Annotated in this window: 22 protein-coding genes; 14 read left to right on the top strand and 8 right to left on the bottom strand. The window is 59.0% G+C overall.

From position 1 onward, the window contains the following. The first annotated feature begins 193 nt into the window (after nucleotides 1-193). Nucleotides 194-2,347: an Ig domain-containing protein gene (locus IK083_10150; protein MBR4749914.1), complete on the top strand. Its 2,154-nt coding sequence runs from the start codon at nucleotides 194-196 to the stop codon at nucleotides 2,345-2,347. Between the two features lie 626 nt (nucleotides 2,348-2,973). Here IK083_10150 and IK083_10155 read toward each other — a convergent pair. From IK083_10155 to IK083_10165, 3 genes are read right to left on the bottom strand one after another with little or no spacing between them, the layout of a single operon-like run. Further along, nucleotides 2,974-3,558, bottom strand: coding sequence for a hypothetical protein (locus IK083_10155; protein ID MBR4749915.1), 585 nt, complete (start codon nucleotides 3,556-3,558; stop codon nucleotides 2,974-2,976). 51 nt (nucleotides 3,559-3,609) lie between these two features. After that, the gene (locus tag IK083_10160) at nucleotides 3,610-3,945 is read right to left on the bottom strand and encodes a DUF3795 domain-containing protein (protein ID MBR4749916.1); all 336 of its coding nucleotides are present in this window, start codon (nucleotides 3,943-3,945) and stop codon (nucleotides 3,610-3,612) included. 39 nt (nucleotides 3,946-3,984) lie between these two features. After that, nucleotides 3,985-4,284 carry a hypothetical protein gene (locus IK083_10165; GenBank protein ID MBR4749917.1) on the bottom strand — a complete coding sequence of 100 codons (300 nt, stop codon included), beginning with the start codon at nucleotides 4,282-4,284 and terminating at the stop codon, nucleotides 3,985-3,987. A gap of 170 nt (nucleotides 4,285-4,454) precedes the next feature. Between IK083_10165 and IK083_10170 the strand changes: the two genes are divergently transcribed. The 4 genes from IK083_10170 (at nucleotide 4,455) to IK083_10185 (ending at nucleotide 6,919) form a co-directional block, all read left to right on the top strand. Then, the gene (locus tag IK083_10170; GenBank protein MBR4749918.1) at nucleotides 4,455-5,507 is read left to right on the top strand and encodes a hypothetical protein; all 1,053 of its coding nucleotides are present in this window, start codon (nucleotides 4,455-4,457) and stop codon (nucleotides 5,505-5,507) included. Nucleotides 5,508-5,633: 126 nt separating this feature from the next. After that, entirely contained in the window at nucleotides 5,634-6,074 is a 441-nt protein-coding gene (locus tag IK083_10175) for a DUF3842 family protein (GenBank protein ID MBR4749919.1), read from the top strand. Nucleotides 6,075-6,227: 153 nt separating this feature from the next. Next, nucleotides 6,228-6,602 carry a hypothetical protein gene (locus IK083_10180; protein ID MBR4749920.1) on the top strand — a complete coding sequence of 125 codons (375 nt, stop codon included), beginning with the start codon at nucleotides 6,228-6,230 and terminating at the stop codon, nucleotides 6,600-6,602. A 5-nt stretch (nucleotides 6,603-6,607) separates the two neighbouring features. Beyond that, nucleotides 6,608-6,919, top strand: coding sequence for a hypothetical protein (locus IK083_10185; protein MBR4749921.1), 312 nt, complete (start codon nucleotides 6,608-6,610; stop codon nucleotides 6,917-6,919). Nucleotides 6,920-6,962: 43 nt separating this feature from the next. On the opposite strand, the gene IK083_10190 is transcribed toward IK083_10185, so the two are convergent. From IK083_10190 to groES, 3 genes are all read right to left on the bottom strand, one after another. Continuing rightward, nucleotides 6,963-7,457, bottom strand: coding sequence for a GNAT family N-acetyltransferase (locus IK083_10190; protein ID MBR4749922.1), 495 nt, complete (start codon nucleotides 7,455-7,457; stop codon nucleotides 6,963-6,965). 131 nt (nucleotides 7,458-7,588) lie between these two features. Then, nucleotides 7,589-9,238, bottom strand: coding sequence for a chaperonin GroEL (gene groL / locus IK083_10195; protein ID MBR4749923.1), 1,650 nt, complete (start codon nucleotides 9,236-9,238; stop codon nucleotides 7,589-7,591). A 17-nt stretch (nucleotides 9,239-9,255) separates the two neighbouring features. After that, nucleotides 9,256-9,540: a co-chaperone GroES gene (groES, locus tag IK083_10200; GenBank protein ID MBR4749924.1), complete on the bottom strand. Its 285-nt coding sequence runs from the start codon at nucleotides 9,538-9,540 to the stop codon at nucleotides 9,256-9,258. Between the two features lie 214 nt (nucleotides 9,541-9,754). Here groES and IK083_10205 point away from each other — a divergent pair, with 214 nt between their 5' ends. The 4 genes from IK083_10205 to IK083_10220 are packed head-to-tail and all read left to right on the top strand — an operon-like array spanning nucleotide 9,755 to nucleotide 12,943. After that, entirely contained in the window at nucleotides 9,755-10,756 is a 1,002-nt protein-coding gene (locus tag IK083_10205) for a hypothetical protein (GenBank protein MBR4749925.1), read from the top strand. A 6-nt stretch (nucleotides 10,757-10,762) separates the two neighbouring features. After that, nucleotides 10,763-11,002: an FmdB family transcriptional regulator gene (locus IK083_10210; GenBank protein ID MBR4749926.1), complete on the top strand. Its 240-nt coding sequence runs from the start codon at nucleotides 10,763-10,765 to the stop codon at nucleotides 11,000-11,002. Between the two features lie 52 nt (nucleotides 11,003-11,054). Beyond that, a complete protein-coding gene (locus IK083_10215) occupies nucleotides 11,055-12,524 on the top strand; it encodes a DUF3298 and DUF4163 domain-containing protein (GenBank protein ID MBR4749927.1) in 1,470 nt (489 codons plus the stop codon). A 2-nt stretch (nucleotides 12,525-12,526) separates the two neighbouring features. Continuing rightward, nucleotides 12,527-12,943: a hypothetical protein gene (locus IK083_10220; GenBank protein MBR4749928.1), complete on the top strand. Its 417-nt coding sequence runs from the start codon at nucleotides 12,527-12,529 to the stop codon at nucleotides 12,941-12,943. Between the two features lie 54 nt (nucleotides 12,944-12,997). Here the strand turns inward: IK083_10220 and IK083_10225 are convergent, their stop codons facing one another. Further along, the gene (locus IK083_10225) at nucleotides 12,998-13,921 is read right to left on the bottom strand and encodes a phosphoribosylaminoimidazolesuccinocarboxamide synthase (GenBank protein ID MBR4749929.1); all 924 of its coding nucleotides are present in this window, start codon (nucleotides 13,919-13,921) and stop codon (nucleotides 12,998-13,000) included. A 126-nt stretch (nucleotides 13,922-14,047) separates the two neighbouring features. On the opposite strand from IK083_10225, the gene IK083_10230 reads away from it, so the two are divergent. From IK083_10230 to IK083_10245, 4 genes are all read left to right on the top strand, one after another. Continuing rightward, the gene (locus IK083_10230; GenBank protein MBR4749930.1) at nucleotides 14,048-15,145 is read left to right on the top strand and encodes a polyprenyl synthetase family protein; all 1,098 of its coding nucleotides are present in this window, start codon (nucleotides 14,048-14,050) and stop codon (nucleotides 15,143-15,145) included. Between the two features lie 84 nt (nucleotides 15,146-15,229). Continuing rightward, a complete protein-coding gene (locus tag IK083_10235; protein ID MBR4749931.1) occupies nucleotides 15,230-16,888 on the top strand; it encodes a diphosphate--fructose-6-phosphate 1-phosphotransferase in 1,659 nt (552 codons plus the stop codon). Between the two features lie 55 nt (nucleotides 16,889-16,943). Continuing rightward, nucleotides 16,944-18,278: a sodium-dependent transporter gene (locus IK083_10240; GenBank protein ID MBR4749932.1), complete on the top strand. Its 1,335-nt coding sequence runs from the start codon at nucleotides 16,944-16,946 to the stop codon at nucleotides 18,276-18,278. 22 nt (nucleotides 18,279-18,300) lie between these two features. Next, the gene (locus IK083_10245) at nucleotides 18,301-19,305 is read left to right on the top strand and encodes a Gfo/Idh/MocA family oxidoreductase (protein MBR4749933.1); all 1,005 of its coding nucleotides are present in this window, start codon (nucleotides 18,301-18,303) and stop codon (nucleotides 19,303-19,305) included. Nucleotides 19,306-19,363: 58 nt separating this feature from the next. On the opposite strand, the gene IK083_10250 is transcribed toward IK083_10245, so the two are convergent. Beyond that, the gene (locus IK083_10250; protein MBR4749934.1) at nucleotides 19,364-20,662 is read right to left on the bottom strand and encodes a hypothetical protein; all 1,299 of its coding nucleotides are present in this window, start codon (nucleotides 20,660-20,662) and stop codon (nucleotides 19,364-19,366) included. A gap of 195 nt (nucleotides 20,663-20,857) precedes the next feature. Here IK083_10250 and greA point away from each other — a divergent pair, with 195 nt between their 5' ends. After that, the gene (gene greA / locus IK083_10255; GenBank protein ID MBR4749935.1) at nucleotides 20,858-21,319 is read left to right on the top strand and encodes a transcription elongation factor GreA; all 462 of its coding nucleotides are present in this window, start codon (nucleotides 20,858-20,860) and stop codon (nucleotides 21,317-21,319) included. The last annotated feature ends 32 nt before the right edge of the window (nucleotides 21,320-21,351 follow it).

The following is a 21,351-nucleotide window of genomic DNA, read 5'->3' on the forward strand; positions in this document are numbered from 1 at the left end:
ATTCGCGCAGGCCCCGGTCACCCGCGAGGAGGCAATTTGCAGCGGGGAAAGGCGCCTTGGGCGGGCGCGGGAGCGCCCGCCCAAGGCTAACAAAACATTGGGTGTTGCCGGTCAGTTTGTTTTTATCACTTGAATAATGTATAATGAAGTTGAATCTCACCGTTTCATGACGGCGCAAAACAAGGAGACCTGTATGACAAGAATGTGCAAACATGCGGCGATGGCGCTGCTGATAGTATTATTATCGGCCGCCGGGCTTTTCGCGGAGACCATCACCATCAACACGGAGGCGGACCTTTTGGCTCTTCAAACGGGTGATTATGTCATCAAGGCGGGGGACACTGTGGAGTTTGCCGCCGGCAAGACCTTTGACCTCAACGGTGTTGCGGTGAAAGGCATTGATGAAAACAACGGCACCGTAGAAGGTAACGGAGCCACGATCATCGCTCCCTTCGTCAAGTCGGACGTCACGTTCGGCGGCTTTTTCAATAGTAACAAAGGTGTCATCCGGGATCTGCATTTTGTGCTTGCCAAGGACAACGTGCCCGAAGGTCCGGAGTATTACGCCATTATCTGCTGTGATAACATGGGCGTAATAAGCGGCTGTTCCGTGGATGGAGGGGGATACGGGGTCGTTCCCGACAGCAGCTTCGGAGCCATTACCGCTTTAAACGCCGGCGAGGTGTATGACTGCCACGTGAAAAACCTGTTCGTCAGGCCCGAGAGTGACCGATCCGCCGTCGGCTTCATAACGGCGTATTCCGACGGCAGTATTTGCGCCTGTTATACCACAAACTGCACTGCAGAAAACGCCAGATACATCGGCGGGATAGTCGGCCAGGCCAACGACGGAGAGATCAAAAGGTGCGCCGCGTGGAACATGTTTGCGCAAGCCCGGCCCGAATACGTGGGTCCGGACGGAGAAGTACTGGACGAATGGGCCAGCTCCGGCGGGATAGGAGGCATGGTGGACGCCGTCGCCATATCCGAATGCGCATCTTATCACAACACTTTCGCCGGCGACTACTGCGGAGGCCTGGTCGGGTATATGTCGCATGCCACGTTGAACAACAGCTACTCCTGTGTCAACTCCTGCCATCCATATCACTTTGAGGGCCTTCTTCTGGGATGCGGACTGGAAGCCGAGGGCATCAACAACTATGTCTGTGAAGACGCGGACGTCATCGGCTCTGAAGAAGTCTGCGATATCGAATGGGATTTCCTTAACGCCGCCCTGTTTACCGACGGCACCCTGCTCGAGTTTCTGAGTGGCGGACAGTGGTATGAGGGCCCGGACGGGTATCCTATGCCCTTTGAATATTCGGATAACGTGCCCGTCAGAGGAGTCATTCTGGACCTCCATTCCGTGACTCTGGAGGTGGGCAAGACCAAACGCCTCACTGCCACCGTGGCTCCCTCCGACGCCACCAATCAGGAGCTGGTGTGGTCCTCTTACGATAAGACTGTGGCCAAGGTGAGCTCCACGGGCAAGATCACGGCTGTCGGCCCCGGCTCCACCACCATCCGGGTGAAGACCAAGGACGGCGGCTTCATCGACAAATGCAAGGTAAAGGTGACGGAGGCCGTGATCCCCGTGACCGGTGTGACTATCAGCAAGACCACTGCCAAGGTGGAGAAGGGGAAGACCCTCACCCTGAAGGCCACCATTGCGCCGGAGAACGCCACCAATCAGAACGTGACCTGGCAGAGCTACGATACGTCCATAGCTACCGTGACCTCCGAAGGGAAGGTGAAGGGTATCGCTGCCGGCACCACCACCATCAGAGTGAAGACCAAGGACGGCGGCTTTACCGCCAAGTGCAAGGTGACCGTGACGGTGCCCACCGTACCCGTCACCGGCGTCATCCTCAACAAGACCGTGGCCTCCGTGGCCAAGGGCAAGACCTTTACCCTGAAGGCAGTCATCACCCCCACGGACGCCACCGACCAGAGGGTGACCTGGTCAAGCTATGATACGTCTATAGCCACCGTGGACTCCGACGGCAAGGTGAAGGGCATAGCTCCCGGCACCACCACCATCAAGGTGAAGACCAAGGACGGCGGCTTTACCGCCAAGTGCAAGGTGACGGTGGTCATACCCGTTACAGGCATCAGCCTGAACATTAACAGCGTGACCTTGAAGGCGGGCAAGACCAAGACCCTGACGGCCACGGTGAAGCCTGCGAACGCCACCGTGACCAAGGTCATATGGACCTCCAGCAATCCGACGGTGGCTACCGTGAACTCCTCCGGCAAGATCACCGCCGTGAAGAAGGGCAAGGCCACCATTACCGCCACCACCAAGGACGGGGGCTTTAAGGCCACCTGCGCAGTGACAGTCCAGTGACGGAAGATATATTTTGATCACTGCTCCCCTTCGGCAACGCCCGAAGGGGAGCCGCTTTTTGTGGTGAAAGCAGCGCCCGGCGGTCAAAAATAACGTCATCTCGGCGACAAGCCGTTAGGCTTGGCGGTAAGAGATCTCCTCCGATGGAAGGACAGGTTCCGTTGCGGCACTATGCCCACCGCCGGAATAGTGTTCTTCGATCGGGCGGCGACGTTTTCTCTCGTCATCCCGGCGGAAATCGCAAATGTGTAATGCGTTAGCATTGCGCGATTTCCGGGAAGGGACCTTCGGCGGGAGGGCCGTATCCAAGCACTGACGAGAAGTGCGGGAGAGTTTCCCATTGTTCCGCTCAGCTTGTTCGGCAGCGGAGGCTCGCGGTTCTGCCGAAGGGGACTTCTTACCGGTGAGGGCCTGAGGAGCCCTCACCGCCGAAGTGACGTCGTTATTGAATTGGACAAAGTGCCCGGGCTTAGGCCGAGGGTGCATCCTGCAGCGGGAAAAGGCGCCTTGCGGCGGCGCGGAAGCGCCGCCGCAAGGCATAATAAAACAGTGTGCGTTGGCAGGCGCGCAGTGCCTGCCAACGCACACATCTCTCCGGGAGGACGCGAAGGGCTTTTCTCAGCCTATCATTCGCCGGACTCGGGCTGCCTGGTATTAAACTGGTCTCTGTAGATGCTGCAGCAGATGATGATATAGATGATGATGCAGACTACCACGATCAGGGTCTGCTTGAGATAGCCTGCGAACGCGCATATCAGGCCTCCCAGCAGGAGCAGTACGCTGCAGCCCTGACAGGAGCTTTCTTTGGAGCCGACTATTGCGCCTATCAGTATCACTGCAGCCAGGATGGAGATCAGCTCCCACAGGAGCATGTGCCCTATGTCGGCCGTGATGTGTTCGGAGTCGGGGCTGAAGACGGCCAGCAGCAATGAGGGCACCGCGATCAGCATCAGCGCGCCGGATCCGGCGGCGAGCCAGGCTCTGTTGGCCGCAGCCCTGCGCTGCTCTTCCGCGAGAGAGATCTGCTGCCACTCTGCCACCCGGCCTTGATACGACGCTCCTTCGCCCAGCTTTTCCAAAAGGGCTGTGACCGTCAGGTCCAGCCCGCAATTCGGGCAGCTGCGCATATTCCGGGAGATCTGCGCCCGGCACTCGGGGCAGGTCCTTTGGCTGTAGCAGTCCCGTAAGTCGAGGATAGGTTTGTCTGCCATGCGTTTGAGAGTGTGTGAGCTTGGGGTGGGCGGGGCGGCCCGGAGGCTTTGTTATCCGCCCTTCAGGTTCCGGAGGGCTTCGTCGTTGTTGGCGATGACCATGGCTGCCTTGGAGCAGGACTCCAGCTCGGCGCAGGAACCGCAGGTGGGGAGCTGCTTTTCCATGGCGCATTTGCGTATGGGGCACAGCTCGCTGCAGTAGTGGAACTTGACGCCCTCTGTCCGGCAGCCCTCGCAGTTGATGTATTCGGGCAGGATGGTCACGTTGTTCATCCTGCTCCATTCTTCGGCAGTCTTGCGGCGCAGCTCGTCGTCGTTGTTTTTGGTGGCGATATAGGCGTCGCACTTTTTGCAGTCAAGGCCGCAGCAGGCTATAAATTTGTTCATGATATTCTCCTGTGATGGTGATATACGGTGTGCTCGGCTTCAGCGCCGGCGGGGGAAGTGCAGCCAGCCGAGCCTGTTCTTTCTGTGGTGTTCGATGGTGTATCTGACCAGATAGCCGACGAAATCGTCCCTGCTCCTGAAGCCCTGGGGGATGGTCACATAGGTGTACCATGCTCCGGGATAATCCCACTTCTCCTCAAAAAAGGCTTCCGGGGGATAGGGGTCAAGGATCTCCTCTATCCCGGGGTCCCTGATCCTCGCCTTTTCCAGAGCCTCCTTGTGTATGGCGTCTCTGAATCTGGCGGCGTCCTTCAGGTCGCGTTCGGTGTATGGGGGCATGTTGTCTCCTCTCTGTGATCGCCGGCGCAAGAGTCCGCCGGTCCGCAGTCCGGCCAAAGGCCCGGGACCTGCAATTTCATTATAGCATATCCGGGGCAAAAACGGCCCGGCAGGCCCGGATGGTGATATAATAAAGAAAAAGAACGCTGTATATCGGGGAGTGACTGTATATGCTGCAGCTGAAACAGGAGACCATAGCGCTGCTGGAGGACATAGAGCGGCGGATCGATCCGGACGCGGAGGACCGTCTGGACGCGGACTGGCTCGCCTTTCTGCGGGGTGAATATGAGGGGGATATCTTCCGGCCCCGCAGGGACCGGGTCTCTCCGCCGGGGACGCCTCTTGCTCCCGTCAACATCAACGACGCCCTGGAGGACCCGGAGACTATGCTCACCGGCGAGATGCAGACCGTGTCCCGGGCTCTGGGGTCCGAGGGACTGAATCTGGCTGTGCGGGCCAACTACGGCACCGCCATTCTGGCTTCGCTCTTCGGGGCCGAGATCTTTGTGATGCCCAGAGAATACAACACCCTGCCCACTGCCCGGTCCTTCGGAGATACGGACCGTATCAGAGAGATCGTGGAGGCGGGGGCGCCGGATTTGGACCGGGGTCTGGGAGAGCGGGTATTCCTGTGCGGGGAGCTCTTCAGGGAGATAGGGGAGCGGTATCCCCGGATAGGGAGCCGGGTCACCGTGTATCATCCGGATCTGCAGGGGCCTCTGGACATCTGCGAGCTCATGTGGGGAGGGGACATGTTCTACGCCATGTATGACGAGCCTGAGCTGGTCCACGCCTTCATGAGCCTCATCACCGACGCCTATATACGCTTTATGGAAAAGTGGTTCCGGCTGTTTCCCTGCGGCGTGGAGATGAATGCCCACTGGGTCAGCCTGCGCCACCGGGGCCGGCTGTGCCTGCGCTGCGACAGCGCCATGAACCTGTCTCCGGCGCTCTACGAGGAATTTGCCGTGCCCTATGACAGGATACTGCTGCAGCGCTTTGGGGGCGGCATCATGCATTTTTGCGGCAGGGGAGACCACTATATTTCCCTGCTTTGCGCTCAGCCCGGGCTCACCGGGGTGAACATGTCTCAGCCCCATCTCAACGATATGGAGGTCATCTACCGCAACACAGTGGACCTGGGCATCCTCCTGCTGGGCTTTCCCGCGGACCGGGCGGCGGAGGATGCGGGCAGAGGCTTTCACCACCTGATGCAGGTGTGAGGCGCAAGGGACCGAGGGGCGCAATGAGGGGCCTCCGTCCTGTGACGCATGACGGTCCCGATGTGGTATAATAGAGGTGTAAAGCCGGGGTCTTCGGGGACTTGCGGCAAAAGGGAGGCCCGGAATATGAACATACTCATCATCGACGCTCAGGGAGGCGGCATAGGCAGACAGCTGATAGCCGCGGTCCGGGAGGCGCTGCCCGAGGCCCGGATCACTGCCGTGGGCACCAATTCCGCTGCCACCGCCAACATGCTGAGAGCCGGGGCTCACGAGGCCGCCACCGGCGAAAACCCGGTGACTGTCTGCTGCGCCAGGGCGGACGTCATAGCGGGGCCCGCGGGCATAATCATGGCTGACGCCATGCTGGGGGAGATCACTCCCCGGATGGCTCTGGCGGTGGCTCAGAGCCGGGCGCAAAAGGTGCTGCTGCCCTTCAATCAGTGCGGCACAGTGATAGTGGGCGTCACCGAAAAAAGCATGGGGGCTCTGGTGCAGTCCGCCGCCGATGAAATAAAGCGCCTGGCGGAAAAAATCGTTGACAAAAACCGGCCCTCGGGTATATAATAAGGTTGTATGAGTCCGGCATGAAGCCGGCGCCGGCGCCGAAGCGCCGCAGTATGCAGATATTATCGTATCGCGTTCGCGAAGACGCGGGGCGTGCGCGCCCGCGCCTTTTTCGTAAAACGCGCGGGAAACATGTATTTACGGAGGATCATTATGGCATGTTTTTTGGTATCCGCTGCCGAAGCGGTAGTTGCGACCGTTGCCTGTAAGGTGATGGAGAAAAAAGAAAAGTCCGACAAGAAGCACGGGGGCATTCCCTTTTCCGTCAAGCTGGGTTGGCTCAGAAATATGCTGTGGGGCGGCACCGCTCTGCTGGCCTTTGAGCACGTGTGGCACGGCGAGGTGACTCCCTGGGCCCCGTTCCTGACGGCCATGAGCGATCCGGCGGACACGGCGGAGATGCTGGGTGAGATGTCCACGGTAGGCGTCAGTATGGCCTGCCTGGTCACCGGCGTGTGGCTGGTGATGCTGGGCGTCAGCGCGGTCATCGAAAAGAGAGCGGCCAAGCGAGTCGAAGCAGAAGGGTAAGAGCCATGACTCTGCTGATCTGCGTGCTTGCAGCTGTGGCTTCCACCATAGTCTGGTATTCGTCGGAGGAAAGCCGGATCATGAGATCGGCTGTGCTCATGTGGATGTTCTGGGGAGCCTCCCTCATGTGGCTCATAGACGCCGTGTTCGAATACAGAGAGCTGGGAGCCGAGTATTTTACTCCCGCCATACCCGATATGGTAAACGACGCCTTCCTGGGGCTTTCCGTAGTGGCTCTGGGGCTGGTGATATGGGTCGTCGTGTTTTTGATCGCGGACCCGAAGGGAGTCATCAGAAAGACCGTAGTCAAAGAGTAACCCCCGAAAGGGTATGCGGACGGCATTTTGCCGTCCGTTTTTTTTATTCGAGCTCCAATCGATAGACGTAGTCGTCCATAAAAAAGCCGCCGCCTATGTCTATCTTCTCCGGGCGGAGTATCTCAAAGCCCATGCGCTCATAGGCAAAGCGGGACTCGTTGCGCTTGTTGACGTTCAGCTCGATGGCCGTCAGCCCCTGCTTCCTGGCCTCCACGGCGATAAAGCCGATGATCTGCCGCCCATAGCCTCTGCGCCGCTCCTGCCGATAGAGATAAAACTTGCTCAGATACATGGCGGAGCCTCTGGGGTATATGGCAAAAAAGCCCACCTGTCTGTCTCCGTCCAGCGCGAAGAAATACCTGTATCCCTCCGCCAGCTGCTTTGCTATGGCCGCCTCGCTCTGAAATCTGGCCAGCATGTAGTCGTTCTGCTCTTTGCCTATCAGGGGGTCGTAGTATTCCCTGACGATGTCGGTGGCCATGCGGGACATCTGCCGTATCCCCTCCGTGTCCTCCGCCGTCAGTTCCCTCACTTTCATTGTCTGCTCTCCCGTGAATGTCTGTGATTTGTGTAAAAGCGCCTTATGCCCCTGCCGTATCCGGGCGGGCAAAAAAGCCACCGGCTCCGGAGACGTCCGGGGCCGGTGTGTCTTCTGTGTGTGGGGCAGGCTTACATCATGCCGCCCATGCCGCCGGGCATGCCCATGCCGCCGCCCATGCCGCCTGCGGGCATAGGAGGAACGGGCTCGGGTATCTCGGTGATCACGCACTCGGTGGTCAGCAGCAGAGCCGCTATGGACGCTGCGTTCTCCAGAGTGGTGCGCACCACCTTGGTAGGATCGATGATGCCGCTGTCTATCATATTGACGTATTCGCACTTGGCTGCGTCAAAGCCCATGTTCTTGTCGTCGAAGGACTTGATCTTGTTGATGATGACGCTGCCCTCCAGACCTGCGTTCTCCACTATCTTGCGGAGAGGAGCCTCCAGAGCCTTTCTCACGATGTTGACGCCGATCATCTCGTCCCGATCCAGCTCTATGGCGTCCAGAGCGGACTCGGCGTTGAGCATGGTGACTCCGCCGCCGGGGACTATGCCTTCCAGGGCCGCTGCCTTGGTGGCTGCCAGAGCGTCTTCGATGCGGCTCTTCTTTTCCTTGAGCTCGGTCTCGGTGGAAGCGCCTACCTTGATGACGGCTACGCCGCCGGCCAGCTTGGCCTTGCGCTCCTGCAGCTTTTCTCTGTCATAGTTGGAGGTGGAGCGGTCGTACTCGCCCTGTATCTGGCTGATCCTGCCCTTGACGGCGGAGGAATCGCCGGCGCCCTCTATGATGGTGGTCTTGTCCTTGGTGATCTTCACGGACTTGGCCCGGCCCAGCATGCTGATGTCCAGGCTTTCCAGCTTCATGCCCAGGTCCTCGGTGATGAACTGGCCGCCGGTGAGGATGGCTATGTCTTCCATCATGGCCTTGCGTCTGTCGCCAAAGCCGGGGGCCTTGACTGCGGCCACGTTCAGGGTGCCGCGGAGCTTGTTGACTACCAGGGCAGCCAGGGCTTCACCGTCCACGTCCTCGGCGATGATGACCAGAGGGCGTCCCATCTGCACTATCTTTTCCAGAATGGGCAGGATGTCGTTGACTGCGGATATCTTTTTCTCAAAGAGCAGGATAAAGGGCTCTTCCATCACGGCTTCCATTCTCTCGGCGTCCGTGACCATGTAGGGGGAGATGTAGCCCTTGTCGAACTGCATGCCTTCCACCCAGTCCATGGTGGTCTCGGTGCCCTTGCTCTCTTCGACGGTGATGACTCCGTCGTTGCCCACCTTGTCCATAGCGTCGGCGACTATCTTGCCGATCTCTTCGGAGTTGGCGGAGATGGCCGCTACCTGCTCGATGGAGCTGCGGTCGGTGACCTCTACTGCCTGGGCCTTGATGGCCTCTACCACGGCGGCGGTGGCCTTTTCGATGCCCCGCTTGATGGCCATGGGGTTGGTGCCGGCGGCCACGTTCTTGAAGCCCTCTCTGATAATGGCCTGGGCCAGGACGGTGGCTGTGGTGGTGCCGTCGCCGGCCACGTCGTTGGTCTTGGAGCTGACTTCTCTCACCAGCTGGGCACCCACGTTCTCAAAGCGGTCCTCCACCTCTATCTCCTTGGCGATGGTGACGCCGTCGTTGATGATGAGGGGGCTGCCGAACTTCTTCTCGATCATTACGTATCTGCCCCGGGGGCCCAGGGTCACGCTTACCGCATCGGCCAGCTTGTCTACGCCCTTTTCAATGAGACGGCGGGCGTCCTCCGAAAACTTCAGATCCTTTGATGCCATATTATATTACTCCTTGATTATTCTATCACTCCGAGGATGTCTTCGGCCCGGAGAATGACGTATTCTTCACCCTCCACCTTGACCTCGGTGCCGGCATATTTTCCGTAAACTATTTTGTCACCGACCTTCACGTCTATGGGAACGATGGTCCCGTCGGAAAGGCGGGAGCCTTCTCCTATGGCGATGACCTCTGCCTCCACGGGCTTTTCCTTGGCTGTGTCGGGCAGGTAGATGCCGCCGGCGGTCTTTTCAGCCATGTCAAGAGTCTTGGCTATCACTCTGTCGCCTAAAGGTTTGAGCATATGCTCCTCCTGTTATCCATAAAAGGTATTAGCACTCTCGCTTGCCGAGTGCCAACTATATTTTACTACATTTCGCCCCGTCCCCGCAAGGCTCGCAAGGGGAGCGAAAATAATTTTCGTGAAAATTTTTCGCTCTATTGCATTTTTTCGGGATTTTAAGGTATAATCAAAGTAGGTAAGTTAATTAACGATACTTCAGGCAAGGATACCAAGTATGAAAAAATCTATCTTAATGCTTCTTTTGGCGATGCTGATGGCAGCGTCTATGGTGCTGTTTTGCGGCTGCGGCAGTGATGACAGCAGCTCCGACAGCTCTTCGTCCTCTTCCGATGACGAATACAATGCCGACGGTACTGCCAGCATGAGCTCGGGCGCTTCCGGCCCCGCTATGCCCACCATGCCCAGCACGCCCAGTTTGCCCACCATGCCCGGCGCTACCGGCGCCCCCGGCGCGGCCGCTGCTCCCGCAGCCCCCAAGGCAGCGGACACCATATCCTTCGACGAGGCCAAGACTGTCACCGTCCCCAAGCTGTTTACCAACAAGTCGGGTCAGTCCTACTACGTCTTCAAGTTTGCGGATGAAAGAGGCGCTATATATACCTGCAAGCTGCCCGAGGCAGAGGCCGACGGCAAGTGGAGCAAGGGAGGCTGGCTGGCCACCTTCAAGGCCTATATGCTGCCTTCTCAGGCTGCCGCCAACGAGCTGGCCGCTCTCACCACCAAGGAAAAGCTTTCGAGCTATCCCTTCCTGACTGCTGCCAACGCTTCCATGACAGTGCCCGGCTACGGTCTGCCCAAGACAGCCAGCACCGGCGTGTTTGTCATATCCCCCAGCAGAGGCGGCTCTATGAACGGTTTCGGCATCGGCACCGGTACAGGCACCATGGGTATGGGAATGTCCGGTATGTCCGGTATGGGCGGTATGATGCCTACTCCCACTATGCCCGGTATGTCCGGTATGGGCGGCGGCTATGACACCATGGGCGGTATGTCCATGCCTACGCCTACCATGCCTACTCCCTCTATGCCCGGTATGGGCGGCGGCTATGACACCATGGGCGGTATGTCCATGCCTACGCCTACCATGCCTACTCCCACCTTGCCCGGTATGGGCGGCGGAATGGGCGGCGGCTATGACATGGGCGGCGGAATGGGCGGTATGATGATGCCTACTCCCACTATGCCTACGCCGACTATGCCCGGTATGTATTATTAGTACCCTATGCCTGTTTACACATACAAGTGTGAGGAGTGCAAACGCAGGTTTGAGGTCCGTCAGTCCATGACAGATCCGGAGATAGAGGTCTGTCCCGACTGCGGAGGCAAGGTGCACAAGGTCATCGGCCAGACGGGAGTCATATTCAAGGGGTCGGGCTTTTACGTCAACGACAACGCCTGTCCCAAGGCCGACCTGGACAGCCACGACAGCCCATGTCATTCCTGTCCCCACGCTCACAAATGAATATCAAGCGCAGTTCTCACAGAGAGAGCTGCGTTTTTTTTTGGAGATCATCATGAAAAAGACAGTGTTTTGGGTCCTGGCTCTTGTGGCGCTCTGCGCCCTGGCGGCGGCAGCCGCCCCGGAGAGCGAAGGCGGCGCCGAGGACACAGCGGCAGCCCTGACCGCCAATGAGAAGGGCGGCATGGCCTATGAGATAAAGTATATCAAGGACCGCAAGGCGGGCAAATACTCCATAGACCTGAGATACCCCCTGCTGAAGTCGGAGGCCGGCTTTGCAGCGGCTGCCAACAAGGACATAAAGGAGAGCTATGACAGCTTTGCCAAGGGCTTTCGCGAGATCCTGGGCGAGGTGGACTACGGCCCCGAGATGGAGATGGAGCTGACGGCGGAGCCCACGGTGACTCTCAACAGGGCCGGCGCTTTTTCGGTCCGGAGCCTGGTCTATTCCTACACCGGCGGGGCCCATCCCAACACGGTGACCTACTGCGGCAGCTTCATAGACGGCGTCTCAAAGCCTCTCCGGTTCGCAGATCTCTTCAGGCCCGACGCCAAAAAGGATATAGTGGCCCTGCTCAAGACGCCTCTGGATGAGGAACGCAGGGAGAGGATAGGCGATCCGGACCTGCCGGACGAAGAAAAGCAGGTGGATCCCGAATACATAGAGGGCTGCATAGACAGCTTTGTCCTGACTCCCACGGGCGTCAACTGGATATTTGATCCCTACGCCATAGGCTCCTATGCCGAGGGGCGCTATGAGGCCCTGCTGAGCTGGACCGAGCTGAAGCCCTATTTCAAGCCAAACAAAGTGATCGCAGGCCTCACTGCCGACTTTGAGAGCAAGGTGCGGGTGAAGGGCTCCGTCCATCTGCTCTACGAATACGGGCTGCCTGCCGGGGCCAAACTGAAGGCCGGCATCATGGACATGAAAAAAGCCCGGGCTGCCGCCGCAGAAGACGATATCGAAGCCTGTTTTCAGCTGTTTGAGCTGCCTCTTGACTGGGGGCAGGTCCAGTATTTCGACCTGCTCTTTGACGAGGCGGACAAGAAAAACGCGGAGGGCTATGAGTTCGCTGTGTGTGTCGTATACGACGGGGCTCAGGGTGAATTTGTCCGGGTGCAGTGCCCCGCCTCGGGCCTGCTGGACAGCCCCGTGGAGCTGAACAAAAAGCAGGTCAGGGACTCCTCCCTGGCTCCGGACTACACCAAGGAATGGAACTATCTGGTGTATGAGTGCAAGGCCGTGTACGTGGAGAACATCAAGCTGGGCAGCGATCCCTACGTGGAGGTGCGCCTCATGGACGGCGACAGGATACTCCGCAAGCAGTTTACCAAGGAATATCTGTTCAACCCGGCGGAGATAGCCGTGTGCTTTGACGCCCGGGACCTGGAGAACGGCCGGGACTACAGTCTGAAGGTGCTCCTGCGCAACGAAAAGGGCACCCTGTTTGAGTCGGAGCCCCTGGAGTTTCGCCGGGACGACTGGACCACTCTGCCCGAGGATATCAGGCTCATACGGAAATAGGCATGACGGAAGAGCTCTTTTGCTATGACGGCAGGACGGTCCGGGTCACGGACCCGGACGGCTGCGCTGTCACCGGCGAGGCGGAGCATTTTTCCGCCGATTACGGCCTCCACGAATACGGCAGGGACGAAGAAGGTCTGCAGGTGGGGGAATACGTCTTTTTTGCCGGGGATATAGAGGAGATAGAGCTGCTGCCCTCCTTTGAGGAGCTGTCGGCGGCGCTGCCTCCCGGGCGCTACAGGCACGACGACAGCCGCAGCCGCGCCGATCTGGGCGTTTGCCGGGTGCTGGGTATAGCCAGACACTCCGTGACCGGCGAGCCGCTGGTGGTGTGCATCGACGAGGCGGGAGACCTCACGGCTTCTCCCGGCAGCGAATGGCTGGACGGGGGGACGCTGCTCTGCGAAAAGGCGGACTGAACACAAAACAATGCGGGGCTTCACTCAGGTGAAGCCCCGCTCTTTTGGGCGTGTCTATAGCTCTTTGCCTGTGAGCAGCCTGTAGCACTCTCTGTATTTCTCCGAGGCCACCTGCCGCACTTCTGCCGGCAGCTCCGGTCCCGGATATTCCTTGTTCCAGTCCAGGGTCTCCAGATAGTCCCGCACGTATTGCTTGTCATAGCTGGGCTGCCCCTGTCCCTTGCGGTAGAGGGAGGCGTCCCAGAAGCGGGAGGAGTCGGGGGTGAGCATCTCGTCTATGACTATGAGGCTGCCCTCATACATGCCGAACTCGAACTTGGTGTCGCAGATGATGACGCCTCTTTCGGCGGCGTAGTCCCGGGCTCTCTCGTATATGGCTATGCTGGCCTTTTTCAGGGCCTCGCCTATCTCCGGGCCCACTATGCGGCAGCATTCCTCATGGGTGATGTTCATATCGTGGCCTTCTGCCGCCTTGGTGGAGGGGGTGAAGCAGGGGGTGGGGAGCATCTCGGACTCCAGCAGCCCCGCGGGCACCTGTTCTCCGAAGAGGGTCACCTGTCCGCCGTCGGGGGTGAGGCTGCGGTATTCCTTCCAGGCGCTGCCTGCCAGATAGCCTCTCACTATGCATTCCACGGGCTGGGGCTGAGCCTTGACCGTGATGATGCTCCTGCCGTCCAGCATGTCTCTGCAGGCCTCGGGGTCCTCGGCTCCCGCCCGGCCTATCCTCTCGAGGATGTTGTCGATGTCGGCGGTGATGATGTGGTTGGGGATGATATCCCGCATCATGTCGAACCAAAACAGGGATATCTGCGTCAGCACCTTGCCCTTGTCCTCTATGCCGCAGGGAAGGATGACGTCAAAGGCGGATATACGGTCGGTGGCTATCATCAGGAGACTGTCTCCCAGATCGTATATCTCTCTCACCTTGCCGGAGGAATGCTTCCGGAGCCCCTTTATATCGCACTCAGTAACTGTCATAAGATACACCTCGCTCTCTCTTTACTCTATTATTATAAGGCTTTTTCCCGCCTCTGTCAACACGGCCCTTTGCAACGGCCGCCGCTTTTGTAGTAAAATATAAGTGACAGAAAAAGGAGACAAGACATGTCAGACACCCATCACATGAAAGACTCTCTGGTCCGCATCTGCGGGCTGGTCAACGAATACGTCAGCAATTGCCCCTACATACTCAGCCACAGCCTTCCCGAGATCACCTCGGGCCTGCTGGCCTATCTCATGAGGCCCGGCAAGAAGGTGCGCCCCGCGGTGCTCATCTGGTCCTATCTGGCCTGCGGAGGCAGCCCGGAGCATCTGGACAGGGCGCTGCCCATAGCCTGCGGTCTGGAGCTGACCCACACCTGGACCCTGATCCACGACGACATCATAGACTGCGACCCCACCCGCAGGGGAGGGCCCAGCATGCACGTCATAGGGCAGCAGCTGGCCCGGGACCGCTTCGGTGTCCGGGAGCCGGCGGCGGCAGCCAAATACGGGGAGACCTACTCCATACTCATAGGCGACACCATGCACGCCATCTCCGTGGCCATGATGCTGGACTCCGTCAAGGCGGGAGTCTCCCCCGACACGGCGGCGGAATGCGTCCGCTATCTCCAGGGGGAGACCATGAGGCTGCTCATAGAAGGGGAGCTGCTGGACGTGAACTTTGAATACATGGAGCCCGAAGAGGTGGACTGTGACATGATCATCAGGATGATAGAGGGCAAGACCAGCTCTCTGCTCTCCTACAGCGCCCTGGCGGGAGCCATGCTGGGAGCCGATTCACCCGACACCGAAAGGCCTGCGGCCAGAGCTCTGAAGGAGTTTGCCTTCAGCTGCGGCACAGCCTTTCAGCTGAAGGACGACATACTGGGCCTCACCGCCGACGAGGCTCAGCTGGGCAAGCCCGTGGGCTCCGACCTGAGGGAGGGCAAGAAGACCTATCCCATATACCTGGCCCTCTCCCGGTTTGGCAGCAGGGAAAAGGCGGAGTTCCTCCGGGCCTACGGCAATCCCTCCGCTTCTCCGGAGGAGCTGCAGAGAGCCGCCGCCATGATAGAGGAGTGCGGCGCCCTGAGAGACACGGAGGAGCTGGCGGTGAGTCTGGTGGCCCGGGCGCGGCCTCTGCTCAGCGCCGTGGAGGACTCCCGCTACAAGGAATATATACTGGAATGGGGCGACTACATGGTGAGCCGGGCCAAGTGACTCCGGCTTGACTTTTGGCCTATATAATATTATAATAATAGTGACAATAATCAGCAGCGCGCTGCTCAAATAGAGGTGTTTTTTATGATACGTGAGATATCTGCGCTTCAGAAGGCGAGACAAGCCTACATCCCCAAGCTGCCCAAGGCCCTGGCCGGCGGCAAATTCAAGCTGTCTATCGGCTCTCCCTCCGAGCCCGCCCAGGACAAGGACGCCATCAAGGCTCTGTTCCCTGCCACCTACGGACAGCCCGTGGTGAGCTTTGTCGAGGGCAACGGCGAGGGCCTGACCGACAAGCCCATCAACGTGGCCGTGATCCTTTCGGGCGGACAGGCTCCCGGCGGACACAACGTCATAGCCGGCGTGTTCGACGGCATCAAGAAGGCCAACCCCAACAGCAAGGTGTACGGCTTCCTGAAGGGCCCCGGCGGAGCCATCAACAACAACTATACGCAGCTCACGACCGAATTTGTGGACGCATACCGCAATACGGGCGGCTTTGACATGATCATGTCCGGCAGAGACAAGATCGAGACCCCCGAGCAGCTGGAGAGCTGCGAGGCGAACTTCAAGAAGCTGGGCCTCTCCTGCGTGATCATCATTGGCGGAGACGACTCCAACACCAACGCAGCCGTGCTGGCCGAATATATGAAGGCCAAGGACACCGGCGTCAAGGTCATCGGCGTGCCCAAGACCATCGACGGCGACATGAAGAATGACGAGATCGAGGCCTCCTTTGGCTTTGACACCGCCTGCAAGACCTACTCCGAGCTCATAGGCAACATAGAGAGAGACGCCAGCAGCGCCGTAAAATACTGGCACTTCATCAAGCTCATGGGCAGAGCCGCCAGCCACGTGGCGCTGGAATGCGCGCTCCAGACCCAGCCCAATATCTGCCTCATCTCCGAGGAAGTCAAGGAAAAGAAGATCACCCTGTCCGAGATAGTCAACAGCATCACCGACACCATAGTCCGCAGAGCCGAGGCCGGCAAGAACTACGGCGTCATCCTCATCCCCGAGGGTCTGCCCGAATTCATAGCGGACATCAAGACCACCATTGACGAGATCAGCGACATACTGGGCATAGACGCCGCCGCTCTGGCGGACATGGACGCCGACGCCAAGGCCAAGCATATCACCGGCAAGCTGTCCGCCCACTCCGCAGAGGTGTTTTCCTCTCTGCCCGTTGCCGACAGACAGGTGCTCATGACCCGCGACAGCCACGGCAACGTGCCTCTCAGCCAGGTGGAGACGGAAAAGCTGCTGATCAGCCTGGTCTCCGACCGCATCAAGCAGCTGAAGGCCGAGGGCAAGGCCGACAAGGTCAAGTTCAAGGCGTTGGGCCACTTCCTGGGCTACGAAGGCCGCTGCGCCGCTCCTTCCAACTATGACGCCGATTATTGTTACAGCCTGGGCTACACCGCCGCTCAGATGGCCAGAGCCGGCCTCACCGGCTACACCGTAAAGGTGGCCAACACGGACCAGCCCGCCGACAAGTGGGTGGCCGGAGCCGTGCCCGTGACCAAGATGCTCAACATGGAGCAGCGGAAGGGCAAGCCCACCCCCGTGATCAAGAAGGCCCTGGTAGAGCTGGACGGCGCTCCCTTCAAGTTCTTTGCCGCCAACAGAGACCAGTGGGCAACGGAAGACTGCTACGTATATCCCGGCGCCATCCAGTATTTCGGACCTGCCGAGGTGTGCGACCAGCCCACCAAGACCCTGACCCTTGAAAAGAAAGCCTGACAGCAGGCAGCGTAAGGCTCCGGTTCACCGGAGCCTTTTGTATCTGAGGTAGTATATGAGAGAAAGGCTTTCCAGCCGTATCGGTTTTCTGATGCTCAGCGCCGGCAGCGCCATCGGCTGCGGCAACGTGTGGAAATTCCCCTGGCTCACGGGAGAAAACGGAGGCGGCCTCTTTGTGGCCGTGTATCTGCTGCTGGCGGCCCTGATAGGGCTTCCGGTGATGTGTATGGAGATATCTCTGGGGCGGGCCGCCCAGGCCAGCCCGGTGAAGATGTATGACAAGCTGCAGAAGCCGGGGCAGAAGTGGCATATCCACGGGTACATGTGCCTCGCTGCCAACGTCATCGTGTCCGCATTTTACAGCGTGGTGTGCGGCTGGCTCACCTATTACTTCGTATGCTTTGCCTGGGGCAGGCACGAAGACCTGACCTTTGCGGGCATGATCAGCGACCCTGCGGTCAACACCATATATATGGCGGCCGTGGTAGCCATGACCTTTTTTATCCTGTCCTTTGACCTCAAGAGAGGTCTGGAGCGGGTAAGCAAGGCGCTGATGGTGGCTCTCTTTTTGCTCATGGGCTTTCTGGCCGTCAGATGCTCCATGTTCCCCGGAGCCATAGAGGGGCTGAAGTTTTATCTGGTGCCGGATATGAGCAAGCTGAGCTGGAGCATAGTTCCCGCTGCCGCCAACCAGGCCTTCTTTTCCCTGTCCGTGGGCTTTGGTATAGTGGCGCTGTTCGGCAGCTACATAGACAAGGGCAGGAGCATCCTGGGCGAAGCCGCCACCATCGTGGTGATGGATTCCCTGGCCGCCATTCTGGCTGGGCTCATAGTATTTCCCACCTGCTTTGCCACGGGAGTGGACGTGGGCGCCGGCCCGGGGCTCCTGTTTGACACCATGGCGGAGGCCTTCAGAAATATGGCGGGAGGCAGGATCATAGGCTCGCTGTTCTTCCTGTTCATGGTGTTTGCCGCCCTTACCAGCATGCTGTCCATCTGCGAGACCATCCTGGGCTGCGTCCGGGAGCTGACCGGCTGGGACAGACACAGGGGCAGCGTGGTGTGCGGCGTCGGAGTGGCTCTGCTGAGCCTCACCACCGCCCTTGGCTACAGCCTGTGGCAGTTCCACCCCTTCGGCCCGGATTCCTCCTGGCTGGACCTGTGGGACTTCGCGGTCACCAATCTGCTGTTTCCTCTGGGCGCTCTGATCATAGCCCTGTTCTGCACCAACGCACGGTTCGGCTGGGGCTGGGACAAGCTGTGCGAGGAAGCCAATTCCGGCAGGGGCATGAAGGTGAAGGGCTGGATGAAGCCCGTGTTTGCCTTTATAGCGCCGGTGTCCATATTCGTGCTGTTTGTCATAGGCATGCTGACCTTCAGCTGGCGCTGACAGAAGTAAGGGAGAAAAGATCATGAAGCTGGGTATCATAGGGACGGGCAAGATAGCGCACGACGCCCTCTACGCTCTGGAGCCTCTGGAGGATATTGTCTGCGCCGCCATCTTCGCCAGGCCCCACAGCCGGGAAAAGGGGGAAGCCCTGGCCGGTCAGTACGGCATACCCCGGGTCTACACGGATTATGACGAGCTGCTCCGGGACGGGGACGTGGACACGGTGTATATCGCCCTCATCAACAGCGTCCATTATGAATATGCCAAAAAGGCCCTGGCAGCGGGCAGGCACGTGATACTGGAAAAGCCCTTCACCGGGACCTGCGGGGAGGCGGAGGAGCTGTTTTGCATGGCCGGGGACAGGGGGCTCTACGTGTTCGAGGCCATCACGGTGCTCCACAACGAAGTCCTGGAGAAGATGCGGGCATCTCTGCCACGGCTGGGCCGTATCAGGCTGATGATGGCGAATTTTTCGCAGTATTCCGGCCGGTACGACCGCTATCTCCGGGGGGACGTGGACCACTATTTTTCACCGGAGCATCTGGGCGGCGCTCTGAGAGACATCAACGTGTACAACATACATTATGCCGCGGCACTGTTCGGAGCGCCCCGGAACAAGAGCTATTTTCCCAACCGGGGCTTCAACGGGGTGGACGTGTCCGGGGCGCTGGTCCTGGAGTATGACGGCTTTGTCTGCGTCCTGACGGCTGCCAAGGATTCGGACAGCCCCTGCTTTGTGTCCGTGCAGGGCGAAAAGGGCTGGATGCGCATAGACGGCAAGCCCAACACCGGGCCAAACCTGACAGTGGCAGTGGCCGACGGCGGCAGGGCGGGAGAGGGCCGTGACGCTTCGGGGGCAACTGTGAGGACCTATGTCACCGAGGAGTTTGCGCCTGCGGCGGTCCGGCACCGCCTGACGGCGGAATTCAGGGCTTTTGCCGACATCATAGCCGCCAATGACCGGGCAAGGGCAGACCTGCTGGCCCGGGAGACCCTGACGGTGATGAGCATCATAGACGGGCTGTAAGGGGACAAAAGAGACGGGGCTTCCGGAAACGGAAGCCCCTTGCTTTTGAGAGGTTGCCCTATTCGGCAGGCTCTATGACCTGAGGTGTGGTGAACACCGTGTAGGGCTTGTTGTTGCAGGTGAGGGTGATCTGGCAGACTGCGGCCTTGTATTTGCCTTCGGCCTTCACGTTCACCGAGGCGGCGCTGTCCGTCTTGCTCATGGGAGCGGGCTCAAAGGGAGACTTTCTCAGGTCCCGACTGTCGCCCGTGGCCACGAACACGGTGGCCGCGGTGATGACGGCGTCCTTGGGCGCTCTCACCACGCAGGCTGCGGAGCCCTTCTTGGCGGTCCAATTCCAGGTGGGGGCGGGCATCTCGGCGGAGCCGGCGCATTTTTCCACGAACATGGCGGCCGTGTTGATGATGGGCAGCAGCCTGAGAGGGTCTATCTGCGAGCCGTCGATGGTCTTGCCGTGGTCCATGTTGACCGCATAGACCAGATACTTGTCTCCGGGGAGGCTCTTCCAGTAGAGGTTGGCCGAGGCTATGTTCCAATAGCTGTCGTTGGTGGCGTTGATGAGCAGCTTGGGCACCGTGATCTTCGGCGCGTAGGTGATGGGATCCACCAGCTTCATAAAGCTCTTGCCCTTGGAGGAGGTGAGCATGTCCTCAAAGGCGGTGTATTCCTTGATCATGTCCGAATAACGGCCGTAGGCTTCCTTTTGCAGCGCCAGCTGCTTTTCCATGTCCAGAAAGTCAAATATGACCGGGATGATGCCGGCTATGCGTTTGTCTCCGGAGGCGGCGGCCAGCCAGGTGATCCAGCCGTCCTTGGAGGGGCCGCCGATGACGTATTTGGACACGGGGGCTCCCTGCTGCTTCAGATAGGCGTCGCAGATGTCCATGGCCTTCAGCACGCTCTTGGCCATGGGCAGCAGCATCACGTCTTCCTGTTTGCCGCCGGCATAGGCTTCGGCCAGGGTCTTGGCTATGGCGCCGTCGTCGGACAGGCCCGGCTGTTTGTTGGGCACGTCCCAGACTATGACCATAGGGCAGCCCAGCACGGAGGCTATCATGCCCGCGTATTTGTCCAGCTCCTTCATCCCGTCGCCCATGACTGCAAACAAGAGAGCCGTGTCGGGCACGGTGACGGTCTTGGGTATGATGATGCTGACGGTGTGCTTCCAGGGTGTGTTTTTGTAGGTGAGGCTGGTCATGCCCAGCTCACAGCGCAGGGCCTGAGACACTTCAGTCCGGGAAATCTCGTTCCAGGCAAAGGCGTCTTCGGCTTTGGAAAAATAGTCTCCCAGGGCATCGCCCAGCAGACAGGAGGCCGCGCACAAAAGGCATAAGACGGTAAACAGACATCTTTTCATGGTATATGCTCCTTAGCAGTATTCACCCTTAATATATCACAACCCGGGGGGCCTTGTCAATAAGGTTTTTGCATAATATAGGGCGGAGCCACGGGGAAGGCTTGCTTTTTCATATGCGGTGTGGTATAATCGGTCTTGACTGCACAACACAAGGCATGCCCGCCCTGATTTTACGGCGGGCCGTAAGGATAAACTATGGAAAAAATCAAGATAACCCAAGAGGGTTTGGACAAGGTAAATCAGGAGCTGGACAATCTGGTAAAGAACGAAAGGCCCCGTATCATAAACAGGATCAAGGAAGCCAGAGAGCTGGGAGATCTGAGCGAAAACTTTGATTATCACGACGCCAAGCGGGAGCAGGGCGTGGTGGAGAGCCGCATCGCCGAGCTGAAATATATATTGGAAAACGCGGAGCTCACGGAAGCTGCCGGCACCGACAAGGTGCAGATAGGCTCCAGAGTCAAGATATTCCTGGAGTCCATGGGCATGGAAAACGAATTCACCATAGTGGGACCCGCCGAGTCCGACATAGCGGCGGGCAAGATCAGCTGCGACAGCCCCATGGGCGAAGCTCTCATGGGAGCCGGCACCGGCGACGAGATCGAATTCAATACCCCCGGCGGCCTGCAGAAATGCAAGGTGCTGGCCATCAATTAGCATGAAGATCACCGGCACCTTTCTGGACGAGA

The organism is Abditibacteriota bacterium (assembly GCA_017552965.1).
Classification (GTDB): Bacteria; Armatimonadota; UBA5829; order UBA5829; family UBA5829; genus RGIG7931.

Bases quoted from the DNA above. Each gene is read 5' to 3' on its own strand.
- IK083_10150 (MBR4749914.1), top strand. From the start codon at position 194: ATGACAAGAATGTGCAAACATGCGGCGATGGCGCTGCTGATAGTATTA.
- IK083_10155 (MBR4749915.1), bottom strand. From the start codon at position 3,558: ATGGCAGACAAACCTATCCTCGACTTACGGGACTGCTACAGCCAAAGG.
- IK083_10160 (MBR4749916.1), bottom strand. From the start codon at position 3,945: ATGAACAAATTTATAGCCTGCTGCGGCCTTGACTGCAAAAAGTGCGAC.
- IK083_10165 (MBR4749917.1), bottom strand. From the start codon at position 4,284: ATGCCCCCATACACCGAACGCGACCTGAAGGACGCCGCCAGATTCAGA.
- IK083_10170 (MBR4749918.1), top strand. From the start codon at position 4,455: ATGCTGCAGCTGAAACAGGAGACCATAGCGCTGCTGGAGGACATAGAG.
- IK083_10175 (MBR4749919.1), top strand. From the start codon at position 5,634: ATGAACATACTCATCATCGACGCTCAGGGAGGCGGCATAGGCAGACAG.
- IK083_10180 (MBR4749920.1), top strand. From the start codon at position 6,228: ATGGCATGTTTTTTGGTATCCGCTGCCGAAGCGGTAGTTGCGACCGTT.
- IK083_10185 (MBR4749921.1), top strand. From the start codon at position 6,608: ATGACTCTGCTGATCTGCGTGCTTGCAGCTGTGGCTTCCACCATAGTC.
- IK083_10190 (MBR4749922.1), bottom strand. From the start codon at position 7,457: ATGAAAGTGAGGGAACTGACGGCGGAGGACACGGAGGGGATACGGCAG.
- groL (MBR4749923.1), bottom strand. From the start codon at position 9,238: ATGGCATCAAAGGATCTGAAGTTTTCGGAGGACGCCCGCCGTCTCATT.
- groES (MBR4749924.1), bottom strand. From the start codon at position 9,540: ATGCTCAAACCTTTAGGCGACAGAGTGATAGCCAAGACTCTTGACATG.
- IK083_10205 (MBR4749925.1), top strand. From the start codon at position 9,755: ATGAAAAAATCTATCTTAATGCTTCTTTTGGCGATGCTGATGGCAGCG.
- IK083_10210 (MBR4749926.1), top strand. From the start codon at position 10,763: ATGCCTGTTTACACATACAAGTGTGAGGAGTGCAAACGCAGGTTTGAG.
- IK083_10215 (MBR4749927.1), top strand. From the start codon at position 11,055: ATGAAAAAGACAGTGTTTTGGGTCCTGGCTCTTGTGGCGCTCTGCGCC.
- IK083_10220 (MBR4749928.1), top strand. From the start codon at position 12,527: ATGACGGAAGAGCTCTTTTGCTATGACGGCAGGACGGTCCGGGTCACG.
- IK083_10225 (MBR4749929.1), bottom strand. From the start codon at position 13,921: ATGACAGTTACTGAGTGCGATATAAAGGGGCTCCGGAAGCATTCCTCC.
- IK083_10230 (MBR4749930.1), top strand. From the start codon at position 14,048: ATGTCAGACACCCATCACATGAAAGACTCTCTGGTCCGCATCTGCGGG.
- IK083_10235 (MBR4749931.1), top strand. From the start codon at position 15,230: ATGATACGTGAGATATCTGCGCTTCAGAAGGCGAGACAAGCCTACATC.
- IK083_10240 (MBR4749932.1), top strand. From the start codon at position 16,944: ATGAGAGAAAGGCTTTCCAGCCGTATCGGTTTTCTGATGCTCAGCGCC.
- IK083_10245 (MBR4749933.1), top strand. From the start codon at position 18,301: ATGAAGCTGGGTATCATAGGGACGGGCAAGATAGCGCACGACGCCCTC.
- IK083_10250 (MBR4749934.1), bottom strand. From the start codon at position 20,662: ATGAAAAGATGTCTGTTTACCGTCTTATGCCTTTTGTGCGCGGCCTCC.
- greA (MBR4749935.1), top strand. From the start codon at position 20,858: ATGGAAAAAATCAAGATAACCCAAGAGGGTTTGGACAAGGTAAATCAG.